The organism is Schaalia sp. lx-100 (assembly GCF_021083625.1).
Taxonomy (GTDB): Bacteria; Actinomycetota; Actinomycetes; order Actinomycetales; family Actinomycetaceae; genus Pauljensenia.
In genome coordinates this window covers 55,116-72,526 of sequence record NZ_JAJNRP010000004.1, presented here as the reverse complement: position 1 = coordinate 72,526, position 17,411 = coordinate 55,116, and the positions used below count along the sequence as shown (strand labels likewise).

General features: G+C 50.6%; 13 protein-coding genes. 9 read left to right on the top strand and 4 right to left on the bottom strand.

The window, feature by feature from the left end:
• Positions 1-157 precede the first annotated feature (157 nt).
• Positions 158-439, bottom strand: coding sequence for a TM2 domain-containing protein (locus LRP54_RS04375; RefSeq protein WP_231203926.1), 282 nt, complete (start codon positions 437-439; stop codon positions 158-160).
• Positions 440-633: 194 nt separating this feature from the next.
• Here LRP54_RS04375 and LRP54_RS04370 point away from each other — a divergent pair, with 194 nt between their 5' ends.
• Positions 634-1,581 (top strand): A/G-specific adenine glycosylase, encoded by a 948-nt coding sequence (locus tag LRP54_RS04370; protein ID WP_331274803.1) that lies wholly within the window; start codon positions 634-636, stop codon positions 1,579-1,581.
• A gap of 90 nt (positions 1,582-1,671) precedes the next feature.
• Positions 1,672-3,018 carry a M18 family aminopeptidase gene (locus tag LRP54_RS04365; protein WP_231235140.1) on the top strand — a complete coding sequence of 449 codons (1,347 nt, stop codon included), beginning with the start codon at positions 1,672-1,674 and terminating at the stop codon, positions 3,016-3,018.
• Between the two features lie 31 nt (positions 3,019-3,049).
• On the opposite strand, the gene LRP54_RS08405 is transcribed toward LRP54_RS04365, so the two are convergent.
• On the bottom strand, positions 3,050-3,679 hold the full coding sequence (locus LRP54_RS08405; RefSeq protein WP_269212743.1) for an NUDIX hydrolase: 630 nt from the start codon (positions 3,677-3,679) through the stop codon (positions 3,050-3,052).
• 17 nt (positions 3,680-3,696) lie between these two features.
• A complete protein-coding gene (locus tag LRP54_RS04355) occupies positions 3,697-5,268 on the bottom strand; it encodes an aspartate:alanine exchanger family transporter (RefSeq protein WP_231203922.1) in 1,572 nt (523 codons plus the stop codon).
• A gap of 181 nt (positions 5,269-5,449) precedes the next feature.
• Here LRP54_RS04355 and LRP54_RS04350 point away from each other — a divergent pair, with 181 nt between their 5' ends.
• From LRP54_RS04350 to LRP54_RS04330, 5 genes are all read left to right on the top strand, one after another.
• A complete protein-coding gene (locus tag LRP54_RS04350) occupies positions 5,450-5,956 on the top strand; it encodes a DUF2510 domain-containing protein (RefSeq protein ID WP_231235139.1) in 507 nt (168 codons plus the stop codon).
• A complete protein-coding gene (locus LRP54_RS04345) occupies positions 5,953-6,807 on the top strand; it encodes a hypothetical protein (protein WP_231235138.1) in 855 nt (284 codons plus the stop codon). The genes LRP54_RS04350 and LRP54_RS04345 overlap by 4 nt, the downstream gene beginning before the upstream one ends.
• Positions 6,808-6,983: 176 nt before the next feature.
• Positions 6,984-9,911, top strand: coding sequence for an MMPL family transporter (locus LRP54_RS04340; RefSeq protein WP_231235137.1), 2,928 nt, complete (start codon positions 6,984-6,986; stop codon positions 9,909-9,911).
• Positions 9,908-12,142, top strand: coding sequence for a YhgE/Pip domain-containing protein (locus LRP54_RS04335; protein ID WP_231235136.1), 2,235 nt, complete (start codon positions 9,908-9,910; stop codon positions 12,140-12,142). The genes LRP54_RS04340 and LRP54_RS04335 overlap by 4 nt, the downstream gene beginning before the upstream one ends.
• A gap of 149 nt (positions 12,143-12,291) precedes the next feature.
• Positions 12,292-12,798, top strand: a complete 507-nt coding sequence (locus tag LRP54_RS04330) for an RNA-binding S4 domain-containing protein (protein ID WP_269212742.1) — start codon at positions 12,292-12,294, stop codon at positions 12,796-12,798.
• Between the two features lie 17 nt (positions 12,799-12,815).
• Here LRP54_RS04330 and LRP54_RS04325 read toward each other — a convergent pair whose 3' ends face one another.
• Positions 12,816-13,484, bottom strand: a complete 669-nt coding sequence (locus LRP54_RS04325) for a hypothetical protein (RefSeq protein WP_231203912.1) — start codon at positions 13,482-13,484, stop codon at positions 12,816-12,818.
• A gap of 210 nt (positions 13,485-13,694) precedes the next feature.
• Between LRP54_RS04325 and LRP54_RS08475 the strand changes: the two genes are divergently transcribed.
• Positions 13,695-15,500: an ABC transporter ATP-binding protein gene (locus LRP54_RS08475; protein WP_231235135.1), complete on the top strand. Its 1,806-nt coding sequence runs from the start codon at positions 13,695-13,697 to the stop codon at positions 15,498-15,500.
• On the top strand, positions 15,500-17,326 hold the full coding sequence (locus LRP54_RS04315) for an ABC transporter ATP-binding protein (RefSeq protein WP_231235134.1): 1,827 nt from the start codon (positions 15,500-15,502) through the stop codon (positions 17,324-17,326). Before LRP54_RS08475 ends, LRP54_RS04315 begins: the two co-directional genes overlap by 1 nt.
• Positions 17,327-17,411 lie beyond the last annotated feature (85 nt).

The window sequence follows — 17,411 nt, the reverse complement described above, 5'->3', positions numbered from 1 at the left end:
CGTGTGCGCCTAAAATTCACGCTCTCGCAAAACTCTGTGTGTTTTCTTTTGGCACTGTGTCCATGCAGATAAACCGCCGACATGAGTCTTTACCTCTGCCGACGGTTTAACACACAGGTTTTCGCTCTGCTCTTGCAAACAGGGAGCTCTTATACGCTCAGTTAGCTAAAGGAATTCCACGAGCGTCATGCGCATAGGAGCCTGAGCGCAAGAGAATAAGGATAAATTCAACGAAAGCCCAAATTCCTGTAATGACGGCTCCTAATCCGAGTGTCAGGACAGTAATTAAAAGTTGGGCGATGCCTTTACCTGTGTACCCAAGGTAGAAATTATGGATACCAAAAGTTCCAAGAAAGAACGCCAACAACGCGGCGGCGATCATCGACTTAGGTTGCACATATGGCTGTTGGCCGTAAAAAGTTTGAGGTGGCATACTCATCTGCTTTTCCTTTCTTTGAAGTGGTATTAGACCCGTGACACAAAGCCACGTACATAATTTTGTCCACTATCGGCAGTTTTTCTGCATGTGAGTAATTTTTTATCACACCACACCAAGTGCTTCCACTTGCCTCACATTCATATCCTCGACACAATCATGACAGCGCATACCATCCGCTCCAAAGGAAAGGCCCTATGACTCGCACATCATCAGCCCTTGCCTTTCCTCACCCACATCCGCCTACCTTACGTCAGCTCCGCACCGCATTGTATGCGTGGTTTGATGAGGCAGGCCGCAACTTACCTATGCGACGTGACGATGTTACCCCTTGGGGCACCCTAGTTTTTGAGGTGATGAGCCAACAAACACCTATCCCCCGTGTTCAACCAATCTGGCTCAGATGGATGGAGCTATGGCCTACTCCTGCTGACCTTGCTGAAGCTCCACGAGCTTCCGTCCTTGTGGAATGGGATTGTTTAGGCTACCCGTCCCGCGCTTTACGCTTACAGGATTGCGCTCAAGCGATAGCTAGTCGACCAGGTGGGGAAGTTCCCGCCCACTACGATGATTTACTGGCTTTGCCAGGCATCGGACCTTACACGGCGAGCGCACTGGCTTCATTCCAGTTCTATCAGCGTCTGCCCGTTCTTGATACGAATATTCGACGAGTCCTTACTCGTATTTTCGGTGGGCGAGCATACGCTCCTTCGGGTGCTCCCACACGTAAAGAAGTAACTTTTGCTCATGCTTTACTGCCGCGCACTGGGAAAGATTGTGCCCGCTGGAACCTCACATTGATGGAATTTGGTGCTTTGGCATGTACTCAACGTTCACCCGCATGTGAGACATGTCCAGTGCGCAGCCTGTGCGCGTGGGCTGAGAATGGTTTTCCTGCATCCGATACTCCTGTGCGAACTCAAGCCTGGGTGGGAACAGACAGGCAAGCACGTGGCCGCGTTATCGGGCTGCTTCGTCAGCTTCATCGGCAAGGGAAAGCGCCCTTTATTTCCTATGCGCAGGCTTTAGAGGCCGCATCTTTACCGGGTGCTCCAGCCGATCAAGCAGCGCGTGTCATGAAGGATTTACTGCGTGATGGTTTAATTTCTGTTGATTCATCAGGCAAGGTGAGTTTGCCTCAGTAGGAGCTGACTACATGCTGCGGCCCATTGGGAAAGCGAGGATTTCCTGTCGGCCTGTTTCCTTCATGCTCTACACCGTTCTACGATGGGTACATGTCACCTACTGAATCATCAGCTCCTCATGCGCGAGCGTCTGCCGCTCATTTTCTTTCTGTCACTGACCAAGACGTACATACTCGTGACTATATTTCGTTCCTTAATGATTCACCTACTTCATTTCATGCCGCGCAGCTCAGCGCACAACGACTGATTGACGCAGGTTTTAGTCAGCATAATGAAACCGATCCGTGGGATGCTTCCCCAGGTGGGCACCTCATCATTCGTGATGGTGCTGTCGTTGCTTGGTTTGTCCCTCACCGTGTCAGTGATGATACGCATTTCCGTATTGTTGGTGCGCACACAGATTCACCGTGCCTCACCGTGAAACCTTCTCCGACTTCACGCACAGTTGATGGCTGGGAACACATTAATGTGGAAATATACGGCGGTATGCTGTGGAACTCGTGGCTTGACCGTGAGCTGTGTGTCGCAGGACGAGTGATAACCACTGATGGTCGTTGCCTCATTATGCGCACTGGGCCATTGGCGCGTATCCCGCAGCTTGCTATCCATTTAGACCGTGCAGTGAATAATGACGGTTTGAAACTCAATCCGCAAAAACACATACACCCCGTGTGGAATGTGGGTTCACCAGCGCAACTCATGGACATTGTGGCGCGTGATGCGGGACTTGAAGGCGCCCATATGATTGCCGCATATGATCTGCGATTGGTTCCCTCACAGGCTGCCGCCACTTTTGGCGCAGATAATGTTTTCGTTGCTGCTGGCCGTCAAGATAACCTGTCGTCAGTTCATGCTGGCTTACGCGCATTAGAACGCTTAAGCGCAAGTGGTATACCTGATTCTGGTGACATCCTAGTTTTTGCGTGTTTTGACCATGAGGAAATAGGTTCTGCGACACGTTCAGGTGCTGCCGGACCAATTTTGCGTGATGTCCTCTCACGTACTGCATCGGCTGTGGGGCGTGATTTTGATGGTGCTGCACGCATGTACGCTGCCTCAACCTGTATCAGCGCTGATGCTGGCCATTCAGTTCACCCCAATTATCCTGAGCATCATGACCCTGCTCATCACCCCATATTAGGTGGTGGTCCTATGTTGAAAGTCAATGCGCAGCAACGGTATGCGACAGATGGCGTGGGAACAGCTCTATGGAATCGTGCTTGTGCTCAAGCTGGAATCAGTTCCCAAGTTTTCGTGTCAAATAACGCTATGCCATGCGGTTCAACGATTGGTTCAATTACTGCCACACAGTTAGGAATCACCACTGTCGATGTGGGTGTTCCTTTGCTTTCAATGCATTCTGCGCGGGAAATGAGCCATGTGGCGGATCTTTATGCGCTTTCACTTGCACTTGAAGCATATTGGGCAGGCGCGTAAAACTTTCGGAGTTGTAAGGGCTGTAAAACTATCAGGTGAGTGAGTAGGTAAATTCTGCCGCAATCTCACCTGATAAAGCTCGTCGCACTGTTTTCGTAAATCGGTTATTCATCGCGGGAAGGCGATCTGCTCGTATGAATTGTGCGCTCGTGTTTTCTGCGTCTGCGGGCCAAGGTTCGCCTGCGTCCCAGCGTAGGAGGAAAGCAAGGTCAAGGTACAGTGCCTGATCTGCATTGTCGTAGGTTACCGGTCCAACTACTTGAGTACTGAGCAGCCGCAGAGGACGCGCACTCACCCCTGTTTCTTCGAGGACTTCACGTACAGCAGCATCTGCAGCTTCTTCACCTGGATCGACGATACCTGTCACGGGGGTTGCCCATCCATTATCGGCACGTTCAACAATCAGGATTTCTACATGTTCAGGTGCAAGAGGAGTCATGAAAAAATCTTCGTCAACCTTCATGCGTGCGCAGTGCGGATGCGTTGCCTCAAAAGGAGCAGACGTGTTCTGACATGCTTTCCCTCTCATTCCGGCCGCGGGGCTTTGGTGAACGGGGTGGGAACAGTAAGGGCGCGCAACTATCGCTGTGCATCCGGGAATCCAGAGCATATCGTGACCAATTTTTTCACGTAATGCGAGGATAAAATCTGGGGTCGCCATATGCTGCTTCTTTACGTTTACAGGGTCCAGATAAGCGGGACAAGGAATATTTTCACGACTATAGCGAAAGCAAAAAGCGTGGCATAAGCGGCTTCTACACGCTCGTCAGCGATCTTGCTGGCGGCAGCTTGTAGAACTGCTGGTTGCCCTAGGAAACCAGCGACCCCTCCGGCTGTGCGGGCTGGGGATAGGCCAATAAAACGTCCCACGCACACTAAAACAATGCAGCATATTGTTACAACGCCCATTGATAAGAGGGTTGCTTTCCACCCTTCTGTTGATACAAGAACACTGACTAAATCAGGTCCCGCTGACAGGCCAAGAGCAGCCAAGAACAGTAACAGTCCGACCTGACGAATCGTGAAATTCGCTGAAACAGGTAAGGTCCACACCAACGGGCCTGTACGACGTAAGGCCCCTAGAATCATGCCGACGATCAGAGGGCCAGCTGCTGAGCCTAATTGGAATGTGGCTCCACCTGGCATGGGGAAAGGAATTGCTCCCAGTAGCATTCCAAGGACCATGCCGATACCAAAAGCCATAGCATCGACCTCACTGACGCGACGTTCAGAGTCGCCAAGGAAAGTCTGTACCGCGTCTAATTCCTCAATCGGTACAACGACCGCCGCATGGTCACCAAGTTGCAGAGCAAGGTCGTCGCGTGCCAGTAAATCTAAGTCGCCTCGGCGCACACGAGTGATGGCCCCGCCAAAACGTTGCGGCATCGCTAATGAGGCAACTGTGCGTCCGGCAATTTCAGGGTTCGATACAACGATGCGTTCAAAAGCTACGTCACTGCGATCATTGACGAGGTGATAGTCCACAATTGGTTCACCGATTTGTTCGCAGGCTTCTTGTAACGCCACCGTGTCACCGACCACGAGCACATGGTCGTCTTTGCGCAATTCTTCACCGGGAACGATAACGCGGGTACGTCCTTCACGACGTAAATATGACATGCGGATTCTTTGCTGCGCCCAGGCGCTCACTTCACGCATATTCATCGTTTGATTGACGCGAACCGTTAGAGATTCCAAAGCTTTTCCCGCAAGGGAAGGTGTGTCACCTTTTTCGTCCCAGACTCGTCCCACCACCACTGACACGACGATAATGCCAACAATCACCCCAATGGGGTAGCCGAATGCGTAGCCTACTGCCGCTATCGGATCACCGGTGACACGTGAGGCTGCATCTAAAGCGGGGGCTGCTGTTAGCGCGCCTGTGAAAAGACCTGTGACGATTCCTTTGTTGAGTCCGAATATTTCACCAAGCCCCCATGCGACGAAAGCACCAAGGATGCAGGTCAGTGCGCAAGCAAAAAGCAGTGCGCGTTGTTTCATGAGGTCTGCAAAGAAATGAGCGCCAGATGCTACACCCACGGTGTACACAAAGAAAGCAAGGCCGATCTGCTGGACTACGGTCATGCCTTCACCTAGTCCTGGGTAGGCGGCAGAAAGGGCGAGCCCTACAAATAATGCGCCGGCTGCTCCTAGGCGGATGGGACCAAAACGTATTGCACCAAGGACAGCACCGGCACCGACAACAAGAAAGAGAGTAAGTAAATGGTTGGCGCTCAGCAGTGTGGACATGTATTCAAGGGTACTCACCTCACCGGTATGGTCCAGTTTTTGTGAGCAGAAGCTAATACTGAGTGGAGTTCCACATGAGGGTGCATCGGTTCGATCGGCACGAGTAGTTCACAGTGCGTATCCTCGTTCTGTAGCACGATAGGTGCCCGACGTTGAGTAGCACAGCAGAAAGGATAGGCCCGTGAATCTCCCACGCGAGGGTTGGTATCCTGACCCTTCAGGTGATTATGACCTGCGCTGGTGGAACGGCACCACATGGACATCTGACACGCGGGCTTTCCACGCAGAAAAACACGCTTTCATATCCGAAGTCTCATCCCATTCCAATGGGGGCAGCGCAGAAAGCACCTACTCCACCGATCCTGTTCATACGGGAACAGATGAGTCCTTCAAAACGGACATACCTGTACAGACGGATACTTTCACTGCGCTTCAGGCCGATTCTTCACATATGCGCACACGGCACGCATATTCACCACGTATGCGCACACTCACAATCATTGCGATAATCTGCGCAATCACCACTCTTGTTTGGGCATGTGGGACTGGAATACTTGCGGCGCACACATCACAGCTTCTTCGTGAAGTCAAACAAAAATCCGAACAACTCCAACGCTCACATCATGCGTTAGATGAGCTCACCTCGGAAATTGAAGCTTTGCGTGAACAGCTAGGACAAACCCCATGACATACGATCCTTTCAGCACGTGGACGCGCAACGCATCTGACAATTCACCTGAAGAATCTTTCACGCTCACCTCGCAGACATTCACCTACGGCAGGCACAGCCACGGTGCTGATGCGCACCTGCGCCCACCGCATATGGCAGCGTCCACACCTGGCCACACTCGCGGGCGCTTCACTGTCACCGTCCTGTTCCTCGTATGTACGGTGATAACGCTCTGTGCATGTATTGCATACGGAACCCACATTTTTATCGCATGGTCACATGCACAACGTGACCTCATGCGCATTGAAAGTGACACCGCGCATATTTCTGCGCAGATCGAACAAGCTGACCATGAGCGCCGCGATTTACTGTCCCAACTCGCATTACATGAGGCCACAGTGAATGCTCAAAACTGGTGCAGTCGCATAAGCCGCGACAGCGCGCATCAAGCCGATACTTTCCTCAGCGAACTTCAATCAATGAATGATGCAACTTTACGTGTTGCGCAAACGCAGTGCCCCACTGAAATTGCACTGGTGAAAGCCTCTGTACACGCCAGTGCATCTGCACGCTCAGCAAGCACTATCACCTCATGTGTACAACACGTGGGAAGTAACACTGTCACCGTTGAAGGAACTCTTGCGTACACAATGCCACCGGGCCTCGACGATATCATCCCTTACGGAGCTGATATATGGGTGAGCGTCAGCCTTTTATCAGGCAGAGAAACAGAAAATACGCAAACAGTGCTTGTCTCTCACGTTCCTACTCAGCAAAAAACACCGTGGTCTGCCACGTTACCCAGCAGTAGTTCGGCCACACAATGCCGAATAGATTCAATAGTATGGTGGCCTTCACAAGAATCCTAAGGGCCGGACACCATAAAACACACCATAAAAACACTCGCAAAGTACGCATATGCACAATTTCAGGTAAAACGTGCCCATACTGTGCCCTTCTCCAAAGGGCCGCACCTCGCACAATGAAGTATTTTTAGAAGTAAGGGCTGCGCTGCTGCAATCCTTATCGGGAAAGAATACGAATATTGTCTACTTACCTTCATCAACTTGGACGCTGGTGCGCAACACATGCATGGCTCGTTCTATGCCTGTGGCTGATTGTGTCCATTGCATGCGCAGGGAGCCTGAAATTTTTAGGACTGAATCTTAGTAGTTCTTTCCACATTAATGACGCAGAATCTTTACAAGGCATTTCGATCCTGCGTGAACGATTACCTCAAGTGTCCGGAACTGATGAGCCCGTACTTTTTACCGCCCATGACGGGGATATCACCGCCCACGCGGATGCTATTCATGAGTTCATTACACAAGCAGAACACATAAATGGCGTTGCTGCTGTTACTGACCCTTTTGCTGAATTAACACGCAGCATTTCTGCCGACGGCTCACATGCACTTATTCATGTCATGGGCAACGCCTCTGTTGGTTCACACATGACAGGCCCCACCCCTCAAGCTGGGCTCACAGCCAACGCACTGCAAGAGCTCACAACCCGCATAATGCAAGCGCACAGTAATTTAACAATCGCGCTGGGTGGAAATATCGGTCATTTTATTTCCGTTCACCTATCCATTGTTGAAATCATCGGCGTTATTTTGGCTGGCATTGTCCTGCTTTTTACTTTCCGTTCACTTGTTACCGCAGGGGCGCCACTGTTGAGTGCCGCTATCGGTGTTGCCATTGGGATATCGTCCATCTTTATCGCAGCCTCATGGCTTGATATTAACTCCACCACCCCTGTTTTAGCGATTATGATTGGCCTGGCCGTTGGGATTGATTACGCTTTATTTATCATCGCTCGGGCACGTGAATACGTCCACACTGGTATTGCCCCTCATGAGGCCGCTGGGCGGGCCGTTGCTACCGCTGGGTCCGCCGTTGTTTTTGCCGGCGGAACCGTTATCGTCGCATTATGTGGACTGTCAGTAACCCGCATACCTTTCCTGAGCATTATGGGTTTTGCTTCAGCTTTCGTTGTGGCAATCGCTGTGCTTGTCGCTTTGACAGTGGTGCCAGCGCTGCTGGGCATTATCGGAACACGTGTCTGTGGCCGTAAAAAACACGTGCTTCATCGCCTCAAGGCGGAACACCTTGCAGCTACGACAAGTCCCGCTTCCCCTTCTGTTTCTCTCGTACCTGCTGAGGCACAAGCGGCTGCGTCACGTAGTTTCTCATATCGGTGGGTTCGTGCGTTCACACGTTTTCCTGCGCTGACGAGTGTCTTTATTATTGCGCTACTGGGCTGTGCTTCTATCCCAGCGGCTTCACTGAGCACAGGTTTAACAGATAACGGCTCTGAAGCACCGGGAACGCCTCTACGTCAAACCTACGATGCAATTAGTGAAGCTTTTGGTGAAGGATACAATTCGCCAATCATTGTTATTGGAAATATTGTTCACTCATCTGAGCCTGTTGAATTAGTGGATCGCCTCGCTCAAAAAATACGTTCCCTCACCGGTGTTCACGCTATTGGGACAGCCACTCCAAATCAGGATGCTTCCCTTGCTTTCTTGCAGATAATCCCCACAACAGGGCAATCAGATCCTGCGACGCACACACTGGTTTCCACCATTCGACATTTGGCGCCTCAATGGGAAAAAGAACTCGGTATCACATCAATTATGGTGACAGGTCAAACCGCTGTCGCAATCGATGTCGCTGAGCAACTGCAAGGCGCACTCGTACCTTTTGGTTGTGTCGTTGTCGGTTTTTCATTGGTTCTTTTGCTCATTGTTTTCCGTTCTTTCGCTGTTCCGTTGAGTGCGACTATCGGGTACTTGCTGTCACTGGGAGTGGCATTTGGAACCGTTGGAATGGTGTACGGATACGGTTGGGGATCTGACCTATTACATGTCACAAAAACTGGACCTGTTATTTCTTTCATGCCAGTTATTGTTATGGGTATTCTTTTCGGTTTAGCAATGGATTACCACGTTTTCTTGGTGTCACGTATGCGTGAAGAATGGATTCATCACAGGGATGCTACCCGTGCGGTGCAGCGTGGTTTTGTTTCTTCTGCGCCTGTGGTTCTTGCCGCGGCAGTCATTATGACAACAATTTTTGCTGCTTTTGTCCCGGAGGGAAGCGTCCATGTGAAACCTATCGCGTTAGCTTTAAGCGCAGGGATAGCAGCTGATGCTTTCCTGGTTCGTATGACTCTGATTCCCGCTGTCATGGTGTGGCTTGGTCATCGCGCGTGGGCTTTACCTGAATGGTTGGATCGTTTGCTTCCGGTCGTTGATATTGAGGGTGAGGGGCTGATCCGTTCTCTTGAACATGAAGAATGGGTGCAGCGTCATGGGCCTTCAATGATTCGTATATGTGATATGACAATGCAGCACCGAAATATCACTCTTATTAGTTCATTGAATTTTGTCCTTAGGCCAGGTGAGCTTGGGGTTATACGCAGTGATAATCGTGCTGCGCGGAACATATTGACGGCTTTACTTAGCGGACGGCTGCGTCATCGTTACGGAAAAGTCATTGTTGGTCATTTCGCTTTGCCGTCACATATGTCTGCTGTACAAGGAATGACAGCGATACTCACGCAACGTGAGGACGTGCTTCCTCCACAGGCTGTATTGGTTATCACCGATGACCCTGGTAGTCACCGGTGGGAACGTATCACAGAACTGCTGGATGCAGGCATAACAGTTCTTGTCACAGGACCGTGCTTATTGACCATTCCACCGGATGTACACGTCAGCGCAGATACGTTACTCTGTGACGATTTTTATCCGCCATTTGAGGATTCCGTGCCAGCTCACCTGATACTAGATACTGCATTGCCGGATGCTTTACCTCATAAAAATCCAACGAAAACAGATGAGGCCCCTGTAGTTCCTCCGGACACTGACACTGACACTGACACTGACACTGACACTGACACTGACACTGACACTGACAGCACACATGCCACGCAGCCCTCCACAATTCAAGAGGACACACCATGAGACACCCCTGGCGACTCATCTTCATTGCACTGCTTTTTCCGTCACTTCTTGCACTCACCGTTATTTTCGGCGCTACCAACACTCAGAGCAACAAAGCAGCAATACCTGCCGCAATCGTCAATGAGGATGAAATCGCCACCTTACCTACAGGCCAAAAACTGCCCGGAGGACGACAAATCATTGCCGCGCTCACCTCTGATACACAAGACGTGAAAGGGTGGGATTGGTCCGTTGTCACCGCCGCTACAGCGGCTAGCGGCCTAGAAGATGGAACCTACGCTGTTGTCGTCACCATACCATCAGATTTTTCACGCACACTTGCAGACCTCGCGCAAGGGAAAACATCAACACGACCCGCACTCACCATCCACACTTCACACGCCACCAACGAAGCAACCGGTCGTATTGCCACAGCAATCACACGTGCCGGTGCCACACGCTTTGGCCAAACCCTCACGCTGTCTTTTATTGACCAGTCTCTGCAAGGCTTAGGGACCCTTTCGCAGGGCCTTAACCAAAGCGCATCTGGAGCACAAAAAATCACCGACGCTCAGATACGCGCGGCACATGGCGCAACACAACTTTCTGAAGGCCTCACACAAGCACAAAAAGGCGGACACACATTAGCAGATGGAGCTTCTGAGTTATCCAGTGGCATACGCGCACTCCACTCTGGCATTGTTGAGGCTCAGCCTGGGCAGGCGCTCTCCCTTGTCCAAGGCGCTGAAGCATTAGCACAAGGCATTGAGCAATACACCAAAGGTGTGGAACGTGTACATTCTGCGCTCACTGAGCCACAACCCGGACACTCTGTGAGCCTACAAGAAGGCGCGCATCAGATTGCTGCGGGAAGCAGTGAATTGAAAGCCCTCATCGATAGCTTAAATATCGCGCAATTACGTTCCACCGTTGAGAAAATCAAAAACCAACGAAGCGAATTTGAAGCCCTGATCGCGCCTATTCGCACAGATCTGACCTCCGCATATCAGGCCTGCCAACAAGGAAACATAGATTCATGCGCGCATGTGCAAGAACTCATCACCACTATAGGTGACGATGTTTCTCACCGAATAGGTATTTTCAGCGAAGATATTGACCACATTATCCGCATCAGCAAAGTCCTTCCTTCGCTTGTGGACAATATTGGTAAAGTCGACCAATTGGCCTCCGCAACCGTGCAACTCTCTGAAGGAATCGACACTCTCAGCGAGAACATACATGCTCATCTGTTAGGTGATAATGCTGATCGCCTAAGCGCAGGAGCACGTCAACTATCAGAAGGCATACACGCCCTTTCTAATGGTAGTGACCAGCTTGTTCACGGAGGCTCCGCTTTAGCTTCAGGTGCGCTGAAACTAGCTGATGGTTTGGATCGTTTGAACGACGGTGGGCATGATCTGAGCGTTGGGCTGCATGATTTGGCCTCAGGTACGCAGACTTTAACGGATGGTTTGCAATCAGCTGCGGAACGCATCCCCCACTACACTGATGCTCAAGCGCATGATTTGGCCTCAGCTTTAGCGGCTCCTATCAATATCGGGGCAGATACTCACCAGGAAAATCCGCATGAGCGCGCCTATTGGTCCGCCACAGCGATTGCCGTGGCCCTGTGGCTTTCTGCGGCCGTGTGGATTATGGTTTTCGGCGCTGCAACCACTCGAAGAATCCATCAGGCACGTACACCTTTCCAGCTTGTATGGCGCACTGCTTTGCCGCCCATCGCTATTGCTTTGACAGGGACAGCTATCCTCATGGGTAGTATCACCTTGGCTGGTGTCAGCATCACTCATCCTGCCACTTTATTTATCCTTGTGACCGTAGTGACCTTAGCGTGCCTTGCCTTCCATTACGCAAGCATATGCGCACTCGGTGTGCGTCGGGCTTTAGGTTTATCCGTTTTTTTCACTGTCATGCATATTGTCCTTTTGGGCGGAGCATTGCCTTCTCATGCGCATACAGGATTTTTTGGCGCGATCCGTTCTTTCTTGCTTTTACCGGAAGCAAGTGATGTTTTCAGGCGCCTGATCTTAGGCAGTGGGTCAGGTTCCATGCAGTCTGTTCTCTTTATTGCCGTGATATGGATATGCGGGTCATCTTTCGTGGTGATCAGGGCTATCGGGCGCAGGCGGCAAAGATCCGTGCGGCAAATCTTGCGTGACGTGAAAGAAAGAAAGACTCGGGTGCGTCAAAACTTTCGTCGCGCCCGCAGCGCACGTCGCAACACACAGTAATTATCGTGAATCTATCGCTGTATTCCGCCAATTATTCGGCGCATGTCATAGGATACGTGCCATTATTTATCGCTGCACACAGCGCAGAATCATTTCTGTCAGTGCTGCAGATATCGCAGTGATCGATAGGGTTCGTTACCATCGTGAGCATGTCTGCTTTTCATGATAAGGATTCAGCGGCACAGTCAACCCGACCGGCAGATGCGTCTGAAAACCTATCGCCCCAACAGGGTGATCCTATCCCTGTTGGCGTACCCGATCAGGCGTTCGCGCGCACACCACATGTACGTGTCGATACGTGGTTGTGGGCGATCCGGCAGGCAAAATCACGTTCACAAGCAACTGCGGCAGCGCGGGCGGGGCATGTGAAAGTCAATGGCAGCACTGTGAAAGCTGCTGCTCCTGTCCGCGTAGGCGACGAAGTTCGATTACGTGTTGAAGGCTTTGACAAAGTTTTTCGTGTGAAGCAGCTCTTAGTTAAACGTGTCGGCGCTCCGCAGGCACGACTCTGCTACGAGGATCTATCGGTGGAACGTCCGCGTATGGGAATGTACGCGGTCCCTACCCGCGCTCGCGGTAGTGGCCGCCCTTCAAAGAAGGAACGTCGTGAACTTGACCGTCTGCGCGGATGGGACTCGCATATTCATAATTCTTAAGCGAGGTAATCCTGCTTTTAGTGGGATAGCCCTGCAGCTTCGAGGGCATGAGGCCAGCGAACGAAACGCTGACGCAGGGTAGCTGATGATGGAACAAGATGCCCAAGTTCACGCTGTTTTTGCGCCCATTCATTGTATTTCATGAATGTGAGGGAAACACCTGGTCCTTGGGCTTGAGCAAATTCTTGAAGCGCGGCTTTGAAATCCGCATCCGTGAATCGGAGGCCACCGCGTTCGCGTCCACGTGAGGACACGGTGAAACCAAGTTTACGCATTGCGTCATTCCAGGCACCATCACCTAAACGCACAGCGATTGTACGAGCTGTTGGGGGCCATAAAATAGCGCCTTTTGTGCTGTGCAAACGCCAATTTCCTAGGACACGGGAACGCACTCGATCAATTTTTGCGCCAGAGGGGGCTACCGGAGGAATTTCACGTGCTGCATGCTGATATTGCATACGTGCAATTATTTCGGCGATCTCTTGACGTTGTTGCGGCTGAACTTTTTGCTCATTAAATGCCGGAGTAAGGTCTTCAAGGTTTTGCTGTACCTGCGCAATAAATTCCGGGGATTCCTCAGAAATTTCAGGAGCTTCTTCCTTAGCGGCAAGGAATGAATACAAGTACCAAAAACCCATTTCAACAAGGGTGTTACCAAAAGCTGCACGACGGGATACAAATGTCATGCTCTGACTTTACTGATACCTCGGCTTTAATGGAAACTTAGTACAAAGAATGGTCATTGTGACTTGCTACTCATGCGCTCTTTTCATCAGGAAATGACACTAACTTCGCAATAGCATTGAGCAGGCTCTGCGATTCTGTGATTTTTCTTTACAGAATAAACGCATAGAATTATTGTTTCGTCACAACGGTGATATACGCGGGTGATATACGTGCTTTTTCCTCTTGTATGGCAGTATTTACGCACTCGATGGGTGGAAGTGTCTTTCGTTTTCTTCCTCCAAATTGCCGCAACTTTAGCTTCCTTAGAATTACCTGGACTAAACGCGCGCATCATTGATGAAGGTGTTGCTGTTGCCAATACGACTGCCATTTGGAAACTCGGTGCCTTCATGTTTCTTTTAACAGCAGCGCAAGGCATCGCTACCGGTATCGCCGTATTCCTTGGGGCTCGACTGTCCATGTCTTTAGGCGCGTGGTTGCGTGAAAAGTTATACGCTCACGTTCAAACTTTTGCCGCTCAAGATATTCATGTTTTCGGGGCGCCTTCGCTCATTACTCGCGCAACAAATGACGTGCAACAAATACAAACTGTCGTCATGATGTCTTTTGTCATCATGGTTCAAGCTCCTTTGATGGGTATTGGTGCGCTCATTCAGGCATTCAGACAAGACCTCCATCTGTGGCTCATTTTGCTGATTATGGTGCCGATTTTGTCAATAGTCGTGGGTTTCATTATGACGAAACTCGCACCTCAATTTGAGCGTCAACAAAACCGTATTGACACAATGAACACCGTCATACGCGAGGAATTATCCGGTATCCGTGTAATTCGTGCTTTTGTGCGAGAGCCTTTTATTTCCTCACGATATTTGGAAGCAAATAACAATTTACGTGAGATTGCTATACGCATTGGCCTGCTATTTGCTGTGCTCTTTCCATCAGCAGTATTCATTATTTCGCTGACAAATGTCGCAATTGTCTGGTTCGGCGGTCACCTCATCGCCTCGGGGCACACTCAGATCGGTTCACTTTTCGCATTCCTCAGCTATGTGGGTATGCTCCTCGGTTCCGTCATGATGTCTGCTTTTATTATTATGTCCATTCCACGGGCGCGTATTTCTGCTCGTCGTATTCGAGAGGTAATAGAGCGTAATAGTTCAGTAGTTTCTGCATCTCAGCCACGTGATATTGCCCCTGTAGAAAACCTATCTGACGAGGCCGCGAGCGTGTCTTCGTCGCTCCTGTCAGGCCCATCGGCAGGCCGTAAACCGTGGACTTTCGCCCTCGATCATGTGTCCGTGCAGTATCTTGGCGCTGAAAATCCTGTGTTGCGTGACATCACACTTACGTTTGCGCCGGGGACAACAACTGCCATTATCGGTGCTACCGGTTCGGGGAAAACCACATTGATTCAGCTGCTTCCTCGCCTGATTGATCCTACCCGAGGGCAGGTCAAGGTCAATGGGGTCGCAACAACAGATATTGAGCTGACGCTCCTACGTCAACATATCTCTGTTGTTCCTCAACGGGCGTACTTATTTAGTGGCACTATCGCTTCCACTGTTTCGGGAGTGACCCAGCCTGATAATGCGCAACGTGAACGTGTGCTCTGGGCGCTTCGCGGTGCCTGTGCTGACGAATTTGTTTCACGTATGGACGAGGGTATTGATGCGATTGTTGAACCGGGTGGTAAGAATTTTTCTGGCGGTCAAAGGCAGAGACTTTCTATTGCGCGGGCACTGTATCGTCAGAGCGACCTGTATATTTTCGATGATTCATCCTCTGCGCTAGATGCGGCAACGGATACTCAGTTACGCGCGTCTTTACCGCAATATACTCACGACGCAGCCATTGTGCATGTTGCTCAACGTGTGGCTTCTGTGAAAGATGCCGACACAATTGTTGTTCTTGATGCCGGGCGCATTGTGGGCCAGGGAAGGCATGAGGATTTATTACGCACATGTGTGACATATCAAGAAATCGTTGCTTCTCAAAGTGGGCAGGAGGATAAGTGATGGCTCCTCAAAAAGATTCACACGGTTCTGCTTTGCCCTCTCAGGCCGCTCATCCTTCTGTTGCTTTACGTCGTTTAGGTTCCGAACTTGCTCCAGAAAAATGGCGATTGTACGGAGTCGTGTTCTTCACGTTGGTGTCGGTGATATCTTCAGTTGCTGCTCCCAGTCTCCTCGGTAAAGGAACCGATATCCTTTTTTCAGGGATAGCTGCTGCTACGGATGGCGCTACACAAAAGAACGAGGATTTCGTCAGCACTTTTGATTTCACAGGGCTTGCCTATGTTTTATTTTTCGTCCTCGTTGTGTACACGCTGTCTGCTTTAAGTAGCTGGTTGGTGCAGGTCATTCTTACTCGCGCTATTCACAATGCTGGATGGCGCTTACGCGACAAGGTGCAAAAGAAAATTGAGGTGCTGTCACTGTCCTATTTAGATCGGACTCCTCGCGGGGATGTGATGTCGCGTGTCTCTAATGATATTGACAATATTACGCAGGTCATGTCACAAACTTTGTCGCAGTTTATTCAGTCTGTCCTGTTAGTAATCGGCATTATCGTCATGATGTTCATTATGTCATGGAAACTCACAGTGGCTTCTCTTGTTGTGTTGCCCGTGGGGATGTTCATTGTGTCGCTCATTATGCGAAGGGCGCAGCCGTATTTCCGTTCTCAATGGAAATCTACCGGTGATTTATCGGGAATTGTTGAAGAAACATTTACCGGACATGAGGTAGCCGTGCTTTACGGTTTAGAGGAACGTTTCGCTGAGGAATTTTCGCAGGCTAATGCGAGTTTGTGTCGTTCCTCTATGCGCGCTCAGTTTGTGTCGAGCCTTGTCATGCCGCTGATGAATCTTATTTCAACGGGCGTGTATGTGGTGATCGCTGTCGGTGGTGGACTGATGGTGACAGCCGGTTCTATGAGTTTAGGTGGAGTGCAGGCTTTCATTCAGTATTCACGCCAGTTCATGCATCCTCTGGGGACTTTGGCGACAATGGCCAGCAGTGTGCAGTCAGGCATTGCCAGTGCTGAGCGCATATTTGAGTTTTTAGACGCAGATGAGATGAGCGCAGATACTCCTCGCGCACATTTACCTCAGCGTGTCCGCGGAAGCATTGTTTTCGATCATGTGTCTTTCAGCTACGTACCAGGTGAGCCTGTTATTAAAGACCTGTCTTTTAGTGTGGAGCCAGGACATATGGTGGCTATTATTGGCCCCACCGGAGCAGGTAAAACCACGCTCGTGAACTTACTTATGCGTTTTTACGATGTAGATTCTGGTCGCATCACCATTGACGGCGTGGATATCCGTGATATTTCACGTGATGATTTACGTCGCCATGTCGGTATGGTTTTGCAAGATACGTGGCTTTTTGATGGCACGTTGGCTGAAAATATTGCCTTTGGCCGTGCAGATGCTTCGCATGATGATGTGGTGGAGGCTGCCCGGGCTACCGCTGTCGATCATGTGGTGCGTCACCTACCTGATGGGTATAACACTCACGTCACAGATGAGTCGGATGCCTTGTCATCGGGGGAACGTCAGCTTTTGACGATTGCACGCGCATTTGTTTCTCAGCCGGATTTACTCATTTTGGATGAAGCTACTTCTTCTGTCGATACACGTACAGAGGTTTTAGTGCAACAAGCAATGGACAGGCTTCGTCAAGGGCGAACAGCTTTTGTGATTGCTCACCGTCTGTCCACTATTCGTGATGCTGACATTATTTTGGTGATGCGTGACGGTGACGTGGTAGAAATGGGTCGCCATCAAGAGCTTCTTGACGCTGAGGGCACGTATGCTCAGCTGTATCGGGCAAGTCTGTAGGGATACGGTGTGAGGCGGCCTGTCACCTTCCCCGCGGGCCGTCATATGCGACCTGTCAGATTCAGCTGGTAGGGTGCATACGGGT